This window comes from Novosphingobium sp., from assembly GCF_049240505.1.
Taxonomy (GTDB): Bacteria; Pseudomonadota; Alphaproteobacteria; order Sphingomonadales; family Sphingomonadaceae; genus Novosphingobium.
Map to the genome: position 1 here is coordinate 16,300 of NZ_JBMLSM010000114.1, position 12,577 is coordinate 28,876.

Here is a 12,577-nt window from a genome sequence, read left to right on the forward strand (position 1 = left end):
CAACCGGATTCAGACACAAGAGGGTAATGATCCGCAGGCAGACTCGATTCGTCGCACGCCCGATTCGTTTCGTCGCCACGCAAGTCATGCTGCAGTGCAGCGACGCGCGGGAGAAGCGTCACTGCAAGAGGCAAAATGCCAACCCTCAACTTTTTTTAATCCGCATCACCAAATTGTGGACAAGAACCGGTCAACCGGCACCATATGATGTGTCCACAGGAATGGAGAACATACGTGCTGAATCTGATCTCGATCCTCTTCACCGGGCTGGTGGTCGGCGTGCTGGCGCGGTTCCTCTATCCCGGCGCGGTCGATATTGGCCTTCTCAAGACAATCCTGCTCGGCGTGGGTGGCGCACTGGTGGCGGGGCTGTTTGCCAGCTGGCGTTCGGGCGGCCCCTTTGGCGAAGGCGTAAACCGCGCAGGCTGCCTTGCTTCGGTGATCGGCGCGATGGTGCTGATCTTCCTTGGGCGGAATCTCTGAATCGATACCGCACCGAATTGAATCAGGAATTTTCACGCAAAGACGCGAAGGCGCGAAGGCGCGAAGATGGAGTGCTTCCGGCGAAGCCGCTCTGCACCTGTAGCTGTCACGCTATCATGCGACAATTGAGCCTGCGGCGCACACAACCTCTTCGCGCCTTTGCGTCTTTGCGTCTTTGCGTGCGAAAACTCTTTCCTACACCACCGCCGCCGATCAGGCCCTCGGCGCAATCCTGCGGTAACTCAGAGCCTCGGCCACATGAATGCGCCCCACCGTCTCGGCTCCGCCAAGATCCGCAATCGTCCGCGCTACCCGCAGCATCCGGGTATAGCCCCGCGCGGACAGGCGCATGGCTTCGGCCGCTTGGGCCAGCAGCTTGCGCCCCGGCTCATCCGGGGTGACATGGGTATCGAGCATGTCGCCGTTCAACTCGGCATTGCTGCGCATCCCACTTCCTTCCAGCCGCGCGATCTGAATGCTGCGCGCCTGCGCCACGCGGGCGGCAACCTGATCCGATCCTTCGGCAGGTGGCGGCAGCGCCAGATCGGCGGCTGATACCGGATCGACCTCTACATGAAGGTCGATGCGATCGAGCAGAGGCCCTGACACTTTCGACTGATAATCCCCCGCGCAGCGCGGCGCGCGGCTGCACCCCAGCGCAGGATCGCCCAGATGCCCGCAGCGGCAGGGATTCATCGCCGCGATAAGCTGCACCCGTGCGGGGAAGGTCACATGCGCATTGGCGCGCGCCACGGTAACCTCGCCCGTCTCCAGCGGTTGCCGCAGCGAATCCAGCACGGGCCGCTGGAATTCGGGCAATTCATCCAGAAACAGCACGCCCAGATGCGCCAGGCTCACTTCGCCGGGGCGCACTTTCAATCCTCCACCGGTCAGCGCCGCCATCGATGCGGAATGGTGGGGGCTGCGGAAAGGCCGCGCACGACTGATCCGCCCTTCCTCCAATGTGCCCGCCACCGATGCCACCATCGAAACTTCCAGCGCCTCTGCTGGCGTCAGTTCGGGCAGGATACCCGGCAGGCACGATGCCATCAGCGATTTGCCCGCTCCCGGCGGCCCGATCATCAACAGGTTGTGGCCGCCTGCCGCCGCGATCTCCAGCGCGCGCTTGGCCGTTTCCTGCCCTTTCACCTGTTTCAGGTCCGCCATGCGGCGCGGCGGTTCTGCCACGCCTTGCGCGGGTTGCGGCAGACGATGCGTGCCTTTCAGATGGTTGAGCAGCCCGATCAGGTCGGGCGCGGCGATAACGTCGATCCCGCTCGCCCAGCGTGCCTCAGGCCCTTGTGCGGCGGGGCAGATCAGCCCCTTGTCCTGCCCGCTGGCATGGATGGCCGCCAGCAGCACACCGGGCGATGGCAGAACCCGGCCATCGAGCGCCAGTTCGCCCACCGCCACATAATCGGCAATCTGCTCCAGATCGATCACGCCCATTGCTGCCAGCAGCGCCAGCGCTATGGGCAGATCGTAGTGCGAGCCTTCCTTGGGCAAGTCTGCCGGCGAAAGGTTCACCGTGATCCGCTTTGGCGGAAGCGCCAGCCCCAATGCGGAAAGCGCCGACGAAACCCGCTCCCGGCTTTCGCCCACGGCCTTGTCCGGCAGGCCCACCACGCGGAATGCGGGCATCCCCGGCGCGACCTGACACTGCACTTCCACCCCGCGCGCCTCCAGCCCCAGATAGGCAACCGTGGAGACCAGCGCGACCATTCATCCTCCTGCCCGATAAGAGATTTTGCTGAGGGTAGCGTGCGAGAAGTCGCCGTGGGGGCGGGATGCTGCCATTTCCGAGGCATCTCGGAGTCATCCGCAAATCACAGTGAAGACAATTTAACCGCGTTCCTTGGCACTTCGGCAATCCGCCTGAGCCGAAAGCATAGGTCATGCTTCGCCGCCTCGCCCCGCCCATGCTTTGCGCCCTGCTCGCCTGCCAACCGGCATCGGCGCGCGAGGTCAGCACGCGCACATGGGTGGAGAACGGCGTCACATGGACCGAAACCACCACCGTCGAAGTCTACGAACCCGGTTCGGAACGCATCGTCGGCTTGACCCGCGCCGATGTGCAAGGCGTGGCCAGCTTCGGCCCCTTCGAAGTGCTGGATGGCAGCCGCGCCGCGCTGGTGGCCGAAACCGACAGCTATTCGCCCGCAGACTTCCAGAAGATGCTGCGCGCCTTTCCCGGCATCCGCGTGCTGGAAATGCCCGATTGCCCCGGCACGGTCGATGATTTCGCCAACCTGCGCCTCGGCCGGATGATCCGTGCGCAGGGCATCGCCACGCACGTGCCCGAACACGGTTCTGTGCGATCGGGCGCGGTGGAACTGTTCCTTGCCGGAGCCACGCGCAGCGCAGCGCCCGACGCCGCGTTCGTCGTTCATGCATGGCTGGACGAAGACGGGCGCGAACCCGAAGATTTCAGCGCCAACGATCCCGTCAACCGCGCCTACGTCGATTACTACCGCGAAATGGGCCTGCCCGCAGACAAGGCGGCGGAATTCTACGCGCTCACCAATTCGGTGCCGCATGAAGAAGTGCTGATGCTCGGCACCGGCGATCTGCAGAAGTTTGCCGCGCTGAACTGAAGCGTGGCCATGCGCACTTTTGCGGCATCAGCCCGCTCCCTCGGCCCGATTACCTCCACCGAGTAGGCTCTGGGTGGTCGGGCCGGGGGAGTGGGCTGGTGCCGCAAGCCCTTCGCGGATGCGAAGGGCGCACCAGACAATCAGTGCGCCGCCCCCCACGATAGCCCCGTGCCGATCTCCACGCCCAGCGGCACCGTCAACGTCACCGAAGGCTCTGCCGCCGTCGCCATAACCCGCTCGATCACCGGCTTGGCTGCAGCAACGTCACTCTCAGGCAGTTCGAACACCAGTTCGTCGTGCACCTGCAGCAGCATCTTAACGTCGGGCAGTCCCGCCTCGGCAAGCGCAGGCATCATGCGGGCCATTGCGCGCTTGATGATATCGGCGCTGGTGCCCTGAATCGGCGCGTTGATCGCGGCGCGTTCGCTGCCCTGCCGCTCGGCCTGATTCTTCGACCCGATGCGCGGGAACCACGTCTTGCGGCCGAACAGCGTTTCCGAATACCCCCGCTCGCGCACGCTCTCCAGCGTTTCGTGGATATAGCGCTGGATGCCGGGGAAGCGTTCGAAATAGCGGTCGATCATCGCCTGCGCCTCGTCCGCGCTCACGCCCAGACGCCCGCCAAGGCCCCAGCGGCTGATGCCATACAGGATAGCGAAGTTGATCGTCTTGGCCCGCCCGCGCGTGTCGCGATCGACGTGTCCGAACATCTCCATCGCGGTGCGTGCGTGAATGTCCTCGCCTTGCGCAAAGGCCTCTTTCAACGCTGGCACATCGGCCATATGCGCGGCCAGCCGCAGTTCGATCTGGCTATAGTCCGCCGCCAGCAGCACGTTGCCCGGCTCCGCCACGAAGGCATCGCGGATCTGGCGGCCAATTTCAGTGCGGATCGGGATGTTCTGCAGATTCGGCTCATTGGACGACAAACGCCCGGTCTGCGCGCCGACAAGGCTGTAGCTGGTGTGTACGCGGCCCGTATCGGGATTGATCGCGGCCTGCAGGGCATCGGTATAGGTCGATTTCAGCTTGGAAAGCTGCCGCCATTCCAGAACCAGCGTGGCGACTTCCGCGCCCTGCGCAGCAAGTCCTTCCAGCACCGACTGGTCAGTGGAATACTGCCCGGTCTTGCCTTTCTTCCCGCCCTTGTAACCCAGCTTGTCGAACAGCACTTCGCCCAGTTGCTTCGGACTGCCGATGGTGAAGGCCATGCCCGCCTTCTCATGGATCACGCCTTCCAGCCGCGCGATCTGCGTAGCGAACTCGGCCGAGAGGCCCGCCAGACGCTCCCGATCCACCTTGATGCCATTGCGCTCCATCATGGCGACAACCGGCACCAATGGGCGGTCGACGCGGCTGTAAACGCGCATTCCCGCTTCATCCACCAGCCGGGGCTGGAACAGCCGGTGCAGACGCCATGTCACGTCCGCGTCCTCTGCGGCGTAGCGCGTGGCATCGGCCAGCGGCACTTCGGCAAAGGAAATCGCCTTCTTGCCGGTGCCGCACACATCCTTGAATGCCAGCGTGGCGTGGCCCAGGTGCCGTTCGGACAGCTCGTCCATGCCATGCCCGCCAACACCCGCTTCGCTGCGCCCTGCATCAAGGCAGAAGCTCATCACCATCGTGTCATCGATAGGGCCGAGGTTCACCCCGTGCCGTGCCAGCACGTTGATGTCGTACTTGATGTTCTGCCCCACCTTCAGCACCGCATCGCTTTCCAGCAGCGGCTTCAAAGCGGCAATCGCAGCCTCGCGGTCCACCTGTTCGGGCTTTTCGGCAAACATATCCGATCCGCCGTGCCCCAAGGGGATGTAGCAGGCATCATTCGGGCCAAGCGCAAGGCTCACCCCCACCAGATCGGCCCGCATCGCATCCAGCGCGCTGGTTTCGGTATCCACGGCCACCACGCGCGCGGCAAAGGCGCGCGCGATCCATTGCTCCAGCGCTTCCATCGTCTGCACGCAAGGATAGGCCTCACGGTCCACCGCAGGCCATGAAGGCAAAGGGCGGCGCTCATCCACAGGCGCAGCAGGCGCGCCGGCATTGTCCACCTTTGCCGGATTGAGCTGCGTCTTTGGCCCCGGACTGCCCTTGCCGTCGTCCAGCCGCCGCAGCAGGCTGGTAAAGCCATGCTCTTCTAGGAACGCCGCCAGCGGATCGCGCGGGATCACGTCCAGCTTGAAGTCCTCGATCGGCACCGGCAGCGGGCAGTCTTCCTTCAGCTGCACCAGCACGCGCGATAGCCGCGCCATCTCGGCCTGCTCGATCAGGCTCTCGCGCAGCTTGCTCGCCTTCATCCCCGGCGCTGCGGCCAGCGCCGATTCGAGATCGCCATGCTCCTGAATCAGCTTCGTGGCGGTTTTCGGCCCGATGCCGCGAATACCGGGCACGTTGTCGACCGAATCGCCCATCAGCGCCAGCACATCGCCCACCTTCTCCGGCGGCACGCCAAACTTCTCGACCACTTCGGGAATGTCGATGCGCTGGTTCTTCATCGTGTCGAGCATGTCGACGCAGCCGCCACCCACACCGCACTTGCCCACAAGCTGCATCAGATCCTTGTCGGACGAAACGATCGTCACGTCCCAGCCGCGCAGCGTGGCGGCACGGGCATAGGACGCGATGATATCGTCCGCTTCCAGCCCTTCTTCCTCGATGCAGGCCAGGCTGAACGCCCGCGTGGCATCGCGGATCAGCGGGAACTGTGGCACCAGATCTTCGGGCGGCGGCGGACGGTTCGCCTTGTACTGATCATACAGGTCGTTGCGGAACGATGTGCCCGCCTTGTCGAGAATCACCGCAAGATGCGTCGGCCCATCGGCCTTGTGCAGGTCTTCGGCCAGCTTCCACAGCATCGTGGTATAGCCGTAGACCGCGCCCACAGGCGTTCCCACAGGGTTCGTCAGGGGTGGCAGCCGGTGATAGGCGCGGAAGATATAGGCCGACCCGTCGACCAGATAGAGATGCTGCTTTTCGCTCATCCGGGGGTGTTAGCAGGGCTGAAACGCCGCGTCATCGCCTTGCCGCCGCAACTTTGTCACAGGTCTGTGCAAAGCTGAAAAGCCCGGAAATTGGGCGAAAAAAAGGCAAGCGCACCCGCGCGATAGACGAGATGAGACAGATTGCGTTCGTCTTGTGCTTGCAACGCGATGAATTGCCGATTAATTGGGTCGCGAAGTCTACCGCTTGAGTAGGCTTTGCGGCGGGCTGCTTGCCCGGCGCTGGTCACTTCAATCCAGGGATTGTAACGCATGCGCAAGCTCATTCTCGCCGCTGTCGCCGGCACCGCCTTCGCTCTCGCTGGCTGCTCGGAAAAGCCGGCTGAAGAAGCCACCGAAGCTGCTGTTGAAGCAACTGAAGCTGCTGCCGATGCCTCGGCTGCTGCTGCTGACGCTTCGGGCGCTGCCTCGGAAGCTGCTGCCGAAGCTTCGGAAGCTGCGATGTAATCTTTGCCTTAAGGCAGATTACGCGAGTTAGAGAGAGGCGCGGTCTTCGGACCGCGCCTCTTTCTTTTTGCGCTGTTGGTTTATACTCGAACGCTGCAGCGCATGAATCTGTGCACGACCCTACGCCCTCCCGCAGGCGGGAGGGCCGCGAGACTTACTGAATGCAGTGAAGTTAGTCGCAGCGGGGTGGACCGACTTTGGCCCAAACACCCCCACCCGCCATCAGCGGCGGCGCACCAGATCCTGCGTGCTCTTGCCCAATGGCGCGCTGTACCCGTCATAGATCGTGCGCATCATCCGTGCGATCAGCCCGGCGTGCGCCGCATGACCCTCAGGCCCGGTGACGAAGAACGTCACCGCCAGATGCCGCCCATCGGGCAGGCGCACGATGCCCACATCGTCGGTCACGCCAGCCAGCGTTCCGGTCTTGTGCGCCACCAGTGTGCCAGCGGGCAGGCCTGCACGGATGCGGGTCTTGCCCGTGCTGGTGCGGGTCATCGTATCAAGTAGCACCGCCCGGCTTTCAGGGCTGAGCACGCCGCCCCGGTCAATCGCCGCCAGCAGCGCGATCATCGCGCGCGGCGTGCTGGATGTGCGGGTGTCGATCACCTTGGCGGGATCGACCTTGCCGTCATCGCGCACCAGCGTGGCCATCGTATGGTCCAGCCGCTGCCCGGTGATGCCGTTGCGCGTCAGCCAGCGATTCACGTTTTCGAAACCGCCGACAACCTTGATCAGCCCGTCCGTCGCCTCGTTGTGGCTGCGGGTGATCATCAACTCCATCAGACTTTGCGCAGTCATCACGCTGCCTGCGCGCAGCGGCGCTTCCGGGCTTGGCGTGCCGCGTTCAACCACGCGGACCATCATCGGGAACTGCTGGTCGAGCCGGTAATTGCCCTTTTCAACCTGTTCTAGGAATGTTGCCGCCACCGCGATCTTGGCCGTGCTGGCCATCGGGAACGGCATATCGCCATTCACGAAGATCTGGCCGCCACCATCAAGATCCATCGCCGCCACGCCAATCCGCCCGCGCCCTTCGGCGGCAATCGCGGCAACCTGCTGCTGGATGATCTGATCACGCTGGTCCTGCAACGAAATCGCGTCGCGGCTCTGCACCTGGGGTACGGTGGCGACAAGCGCGGGCACTGCCGTAAGCAGTGCTGCAACGATTCGTGCGGTGCGAAACTTCATGCCCTCACTTACCCCGATCCCGGTTTATGCGAATTTAACGAAACTAACCGTTTGTGATTCCGCCGCAAAGTGCCTTTTCGAACACCTCGGCGCAAGGCTGGCGCGGATGATCCGATCCGGGGGAACCAATTCCGATTCGGTGATCTGACAATGATTCGCGCTGGACTTTAACTGATCGGTTAAGAATAGTCTTCCCAGCGGCATGCAAGCCGCAGGCTGGAGAGACGATGGAAGGACTGCTTGAAGCGGTCATGCACCGCGCAGGCGGGGTGGATACGGCCGCAAATCCGGTCACCGGCCTGCAACGCCTTTCGGGCGGAGCCAACATGGAATCGTGGCTATTTGCCTGCGGGCAGGACCGTTTCGTGCTGCGTCGCGCGCCTTCCGCCGAATGGATCGCCGCGCGTCCGTTGAACATGGCGGGCGAAGCAGAACTGATCCGTCGCGCCCATGCAGCCGGTGTCGCCGCCCCCGAAGTCATAGCCGAACTCGCACCCGCTGACGATCTCGGCATCGGCTTTATCATGCGCTGCCTGCCGGGCACTGCCGATCCTGAAACCGCGCTGTCCTCACCGCCCGAGCTGGCCAGTGATCTGGCAAAGGCGATGGCGCGAATCCACGCGCTAAACACGCGCGGCCTCGATTTTCTGCCGCGCCTTGATCCCGCAGAAGGCGTTGAAGGCCTCGCCCGCCAGTTCGCCGAAGCGGGCGGAGATCGTCCCCTGATTGCACTTGGTCTTGCATGGCTGCGCCGCAATCTGCCGCCGCCCGCCGAACCCGTGGTCGTCCACGGCGATTTCCGCATCGGCAACCTGATGGTCCATGAAGAGCGCCTTTCGGGCGTGCTCGATTGGGAACTGGCCCATCTTGGCGATGGCCACGAAGATCTTGCCTACGGCTGCATGGCGGTGTGGCGCTTCGGGCGACTGGACAGGCAGGGCTTCGGCCTGACCGATATAGAAACCCTCGCCCACGCCTATCAGGCCGCTGGCGGCGAGGCATTCAATCCCGCCCGCTTCCGCTTCTGGCTGGTTTACCGCACCGTCTGGTGGGCGCTGGGATGCCTGTCGATGGGGCAATCCTGGCGCAGCGGCACCGATCGTTCGCTTGAACGCGTCGTCGTGGCACGGCGCTGCGCCGAACAGGAACTCGACCTGCTGCGCCTGCTGGAAAGCGAAGCGCCAGAAACCGAACGTGCCCGCCCCCTGCCACCTGCCATGCCCGAATCACCCGCCAGCACGGGCGAACCAACCGCAGCCGAAATTCTGACCGCTGTCTCCGAATGGCTCGCCGCTACGGTGAAAGACAAGCTCGCAGGCCGCGAACGCTGGGAACTGGCCGTCGCGCAGAACGCGCTCGGCATCGTGCGCCGCGAACTCTCTGCCCGCGCCAGCCCTGCCGACAAGGCACTGGCCGAAGACCTTCTCGCCGGTCGCCAGTCCCTTGCCACGCCCGGCCTCCTCGCCACGCTGCGCGCCCGCGCGCTTTCCACCCTGTCTGCCGACATGCCCAAATATCCGGCGCTCGCCGCCGCCCGCACGCTCTGGGAGAACCGCTGATGGACTTCGACCTTCCCGAAACCCTCGTCGCTTACCTTGCCGAACTCGATGCCTTCATCGAATCAGACATCAAGCCGCTGGAACAGGCGGATGACAACGTGCGCTTCTTCGATCACCGCCGCGAATGGGCGCGCACCGATTTCGACAATGGCGGGTTGCCGCGCCACGAATGGGAAGCGCTGCTGGCCGAAGCCACCCGCCGCGCCGACGCCGCCGGGCACTGGCGCTTTTCCGCGCCCAAAAAATATGGCGGCAAGGATGGCCAGAACCTGTGGATGGCGGTCATCCGCGATCACTTTGCCGCAAAGGGCCTTGGCCTGCACAACGATCTGCAGAACGAACACTCGATCGTCGGCAACTTCCCGTTCGTCAACATGTTCGAACACTTCGGCACACCCGAACAGCAGGACGAATTCATCAACGGCGGCTTCGCCCGCACCCGCCGCACCGCCTTTGGCCTGACCGAACCGAACCACGGATCGGACGCCACCCACATGGAAACCCGTGCCGTGCCCCAGTCACGCGATGGCGTGGCAGGCTGGCGCATCGATGGTGAAAAGATGTGGACCACCGGAATGCACGTTGCCACGCACTGCGCCACATTTGCGCGCACCAGCGGCGATAATGGCGATGCGCGCGGCATCACCTGCTTCCTCGTGCCCAACCCCACCGAAGGCCTCGTGATCGAGGAGTACCTCTGGACCTTCAACATGCCGACCGACCACCCGCGCGTGTCATTCACCAATGTCTGGGTGCCCGAAAGCGCCATCCTCGGCCCGGTCGGCGGCGGCCTGTCGATCGCACAGAGCTTCGTCCACCAGAACCGCATCCGGCAGGCCGCATCCTCGCTCGGCGCGGCCACGTTCTGCATTGAGGAATCGGTACGCTATGCCCGCGAACGCAAGCCCTTTGGCGAGGAACTGGCCCGCAATCAGGCGATCCAGTTCCCCCTCGTCGACCTCGCCACCCAATGCGAAATGCTGCGCCTTCTGATCCGCAAGACCGCGTGGGATATGGACCGCCTCGAAGCCGAAGACGGCGGCCACAAGCGTATCGAGCGCGAACTGTCCGACAAGGTATCGATGTGCAACTACTGGGCGAACCGGCTGGTCTGCGAAGCGGCGGACCGGGCGATGCAGGTCCACGGCGGCATCGGCTATTCGCGCCACAAACCCTTCGAACACATCTACCGCCACCACCGCCGCTACCGCATCACCGAAGGCGCCGAGGAAATCCAGATGCGGAAAGTGGGCGCCTTCCTGTTCGGCTATCTGGGGCCGAGGAAGGGGTTGTTCGGGTAAAGTCATTCGAACAACCGGTCGAACCACGTCTTCTTTTCCTCGACCACCGGAACGGGCGCTGGCTTGTTGGCAAACAGCCCCTCTACCAGCGTTCGCACCTCCACCCGCTTGCCGCCCGAAGGCCGGTAGGAAGGTTTGGCCACGCCATAGACCAGCGCCGTCCCGTCCTCGCTCCACCGCCCGTCGAAGAACAAGGTCTGCTCCTTGCGGCGGCGCGGCAGGAGTGAGGCCGGGCGTGCCCAGTCGAGCATGGATCTGCGCGCGCCTTCGACATCGCCCTTCACGAACCGCCCGATCCAGCTCGCCCGCGCAATCGCACCGGTGTTCCAGTGGAACGACAGCGCCGCGCCCAGCTCCGCCTCGGTGGGATCGTGCGGCCCGAACGCGGCAAGCACCGGCGGCAGGTACTTTTCGCGCAGCAGCCAAAGATACACGCCGATGCAATGTTCCAGCGGCTGCGGCTTGTCGCGATAGCGCGGGAACACCCTGTGCCCGCTCGCATCGGTGATTCCGACGCTCCATGTCCACACGCCAACGCTGTCCTTGTAGGCTTCGGTCACGATGCCTTCGTGGGCGATCAGTTCAAGGGCGATGCGGGGGGTGAGTTCGCGCATGAGGGTCCGACTCCGTCCAAAAACCAGAGTCGTGCGCGCCGGTTGGAATGTAGGAAAACGGAGATGAAACCCAACACGCAAAACGGCCCGCTTCGGCAGTGCGAAGCGGGCCGTTCCGTGATCTTCAGGTACGCCTAGGTGCAGTTAGGTGCATCTAGGTGCACTTCAGGATTTCAGGCAAAAGCAGCCTTCAGGTCGTCGACCAGATCGGTGCGTTCCCACGGAAAGAAGTCACCTTCCGGCTTGCGCCCGAAGTGGCCATAGGCCGCCGTCGGCTGATAGATCGGCTTGTTGAGGCCCAGATGCGTGCGGATGCCGCGCGGGGTCAGGCCACCGAGCTTGGCAATCGCCTTGATCGCGTCTTCGATCTTGTCGTCGCCCACGGTGCCGGTTTCGTGCGTATCGACATAGAGCGACAGCGGCTCCGACACGCCGATGGCATAGGCGATCTGGATCGTGCAGCGCGTGGCAAGGCCAGCGGCAACGACGTTCTTCGCCAGATAGCGCGTGATGTAGGCCGCCGAACGGTCAACCTTCGTCGGGTCCTTGCCCGAGAACGCGCCACCGCCATGCGGGCTTGCGCCGCCATAGGTGTCGACGATGATCTTGCGCCCGGTCAGGCCAGCATCGCCATCGGGGCCACCGATTTCGAACGAACCGGTCGGGTTGATGTAATAGGTTGTTTCGCGCAGCAGCACGGGCGGGATCACGTCGGCGATCACGCGCTTCACATAGGCGTGCAGTTCGGCTTCGTTTTCACCTTCGTCATAACCCGGCGCGTGTTGGGTGGAGACGACGACGGCGGTTGCCGCAACGGGCAGCGAGCCTTCGTAACGCAGCGTGACCTGGCTCTTGGCGTCGGGTTCAAGGAACGGCGCCGCGCCGGAGTGGCGATCAGCGGCCATGCGTTCAAGGATCTTGTGGCTGTAGTACAGCGTCGCAGGCATCAGGTCGGGCGTTTCGTCGGTGGCGTAACCGAACATGATGCCCTGGTCGCCCGCGCCTTCGTCCTTGTTGTCAGCCGCATCGACGCCCTGCGCGATGTGGGCCGACTGGCCGTGCAGACGGTTGATGAATTCCAGCTTTTCCCAGTGGAAGCCGTCCTGCTCGTAACCGATGCGCTTCACGGTATCGCGGACGGTCTTTTCGATTTCTTCCTGCGCGCCGGGTGCCCACGCGCCGTCTTCATACACGCCCTTGCAGCGGATTTCGCCAGCCAGCACGACAAGCTGCGTCGTGGTCAGCGTTTCGCAGGCGATGCGGGCTTCGGGATCCTTCGACAGGAACAGGTCGACGATGGCGTCGCTGATCTGGTCGGAAACCTTGTCCGGGTGGCCTTCGGAGACGCTTTCGGAAGTGAACAGGTAATCGCTGCGCATTGGCGGTCCTATG

11 protein-coding genes are annotated in these 12,577 nt (G+C 63.8%); 5 read left to right on the forward strand and 6 right to left on the reverse strand.

The genetic code is table 11. The features are described 5' to 3' along the window. Positions 1-234: 234 nt before the first annotated feature. A complete protein-coding gene (locus ACOVQ0_RS09755) occupies positions 235-483 on the forward strand; it encodes a GlsB/YeaQ/YmgE family stress response membrane protein (protein ID WP_421883577.1) in 249 nt (82 codons plus the stop codon). A 213-nt stretch (positions 484-696) separates the two neighbouring features. Here the strand turns inward: ACOVQ0_RS09755 and ACOVQ0_RS09760 are convergent, their stop codons facing one another. Beyond that, positions 697-2,205 (reverse strand): YifB family Mg chelatase-like AAA ATPase, encoded by a 1,509-nt coding sequence (locus ACOVQ0_RS09760; protein WP_421883581.1) that lies wholly within the window; start codon positions 2,203-2,205, stop codon positions 697-699. A 173-nt stretch (positions 2,206-2,378) separates the two neighbouring features. Between ACOVQ0_RS09760 and ACOVQ0_RS09765 the strand changes: the two genes are divergently transcribed. Then, positions 2,379-3,077 (forward strand): hypothetical protein, encoded by a 699-nt coding sequence (locus ACOVQ0_RS09765; protein WP_421883584.1) that lies wholly within the window; start codon positions 2,379-2,381, stop codon positions 3,075-3,077. Between the two features lie 140 nt (positions 3,078-3,217). On the opposite strand, the gene polA is transcribed toward ACOVQ0_RS09765, so the two are convergent. Further along, positions 3,218-6,055: a DNA polymerase I gene (gene polA, locus ACOVQ0_RS09770; protein WP_421883587.1), complete on the reverse strand. Its 2,838-nt coding sequence runs from the start codon at positions 6,053-6,055 to the stop codon at positions 3,218-3,220. 56 nt (positions 6,056-6,111) lie between these two features. Further along, on the reverse strand, positions 6,112-6,327 hold the full coding sequence (locus ACOVQ0_RS09775) for a hypothetical protein (protein ID WP_421883590.1): 216 nt from the start codon (positions 6,325-6,327) through the stop codon (positions 6,112-6,114). Between ACOVQ0_RS09775 and ACOVQ0_RS09780 the strand changes: the two genes are divergently transcribed. Continuing rightward, positions 6,326-6,520 (forward strand): hypothetical protein, encoded by a 195-nt coding sequence (locus ACOVQ0_RS09780; protein WP_168851232.1) that lies wholly within the window; start codon positions 6,326-6,328, stop codon positions 6,518-6,520. The genes ACOVQ0_RS09775 and ACOVQ0_RS09780 overlap by 2 nt on opposite strands. Before the next feature lie 222 nt (positions 6,521-6,742). Here the strand turns inward: ACOVQ0_RS09780 and ACOVQ0_RS09785 are convergent, their stop codons facing one another. Continuing rightward, positions 6,743-7,711, reverse strand: a complete 969-nt coding sequence (locus ACOVQ0_RS09785; protein ID WP_421883593.1) for a serine hydrolase — start codon at positions 7,709-7,711, stop codon at positions 6,743-6,745. A 227-nt stretch (positions 7,712-7,938) separates the two neighbouring features. Here ACOVQ0_RS09785 and ACOVQ0_RS09790 point away from each other — a divergent pair, with 227 nt between their 5' ends. Together ACOVQ0_RS09790 and ACOVQ0_RS09795 are read left to right on the forward strand one after the other, a co-directional pair. Then, positions 7,939-9,270, forward strand: a complete 1,332-nt coding sequence (locus tag ACOVQ0_RS09790) for a phosphotransferase (RefSeq protein WP_421883596.1) — start codon at positions 7,939-7,941, stop codon at positions 9,268-9,270. After that, positions 9,270-10,571, forward strand: a complete 1,302-nt coding sequence (locus ACOVQ0_RS09795; RefSeq protein WP_421883599.1) for an acyl-CoA dehydrogenase family protein — start codon at positions 9,270-9,272, stop codon at positions 10,569-10,571. Before ACOVQ0_RS09790 ends, ACOVQ0_RS09795 begins: the two co-directional genes overlap by 1 nt. A gap of 2 nt (positions 10,572-10,573) precedes the next feature. Here ACOVQ0_RS09795 and ACOVQ0_RS09800 read toward each other — a convergent pair whose 3' ends face one another. Continuing rightward, a complete protein-coding gene (locus ACOVQ0_RS09800; RefSeq protein ID WP_421883602.1) occupies positions 10,574-11,185 on the reverse strand; it encodes a lysozyme in 612 nt (203 codons plus the stop codon). A gap of 173 nt (positions 11,186-11,358) precedes the next feature. After that, entirely contained in the window at positions 11,359-12,564 is a 1,206-nt protein-coding gene (gene metK / locus ACOVQ0_RS09805; protein ID WP_421883605.1) for a methionine adenosyltransferase, read from the reverse strand. Positions 12,565-12,577: the final 13 nt, after the last annotated feature.

Coding starts and splice junctions, on each gene's coding strand:
- ACOVQ0_RS09795 (WP_421883599.1), top strand. CDS start 9,270: ATGGACTTCGACCTTCCCGAAACCCTCGTCGCTTACCTTGCCGAACTC.
- ACOVQ0_RS09775 (WP_421883590.1), bottom strand. CDS start 6,327: ATGCGTTACAATCCCTGGATTGAAGTGACCAGCGCCGGGCAAGCAGCC.
- ACOVQ0_RS09800 (WP_421883602.1), bottom strand. CDS start 11,185: ATGCGCGAACTCACCCCCCGCATCGCCCTTGAACTGATCGCCCACGAA.
- ACOVQ0_RS09780 (WP_168851232.1), top strand. CDS start 6,326: ATGCGCAAGCTCATTCTCGCCGCTGTCGCCGGCACCGCCTTCGCTCTC.
- ACOVQ0_RS09790 (WP_421883596.1), top strand. CDS start 7,939: ATGGAAGGACTGCTTGAAGCGGTCATGCACCGCGCAGGCGGGGTGGAT.
- metK (WP_421883605.1), bottom strand. CDS start 12,564: ATGCGCAGCGATTACCTGTTCACTTCCGAAAGCGTCTCCGAAGGCCAC.
- polA (WP_421883587.1), bottom strand. CDS start 6,055: ATGAGCGAAAAGCAGCATCTCTATCTGGTCGACGGGTCGGCCTATATC.
- ACOVQ0_RS09765 (WP_421883584.1), top strand. CDS start 2,379: ATGCTTCGCCGCCTCGCCCCGCCCATGCTTTGCGCCCTGCTCGCCTGC.
- ACOVQ0_RS09760 (WP_421883581.1), bottom strand. CDS start 2,205: ATGGTCGCGCTGGTCTCCACGGTTGCCTATCTGGGGCTGGAGGCGCGC.
- ACOVQ0_RS09785 (WP_421883593.1), bottom strand. CDS start 7,711: ATGAAGTTTCGCACCGCACGAATCGTTGCAGCACTGCTTACGGCAGTG.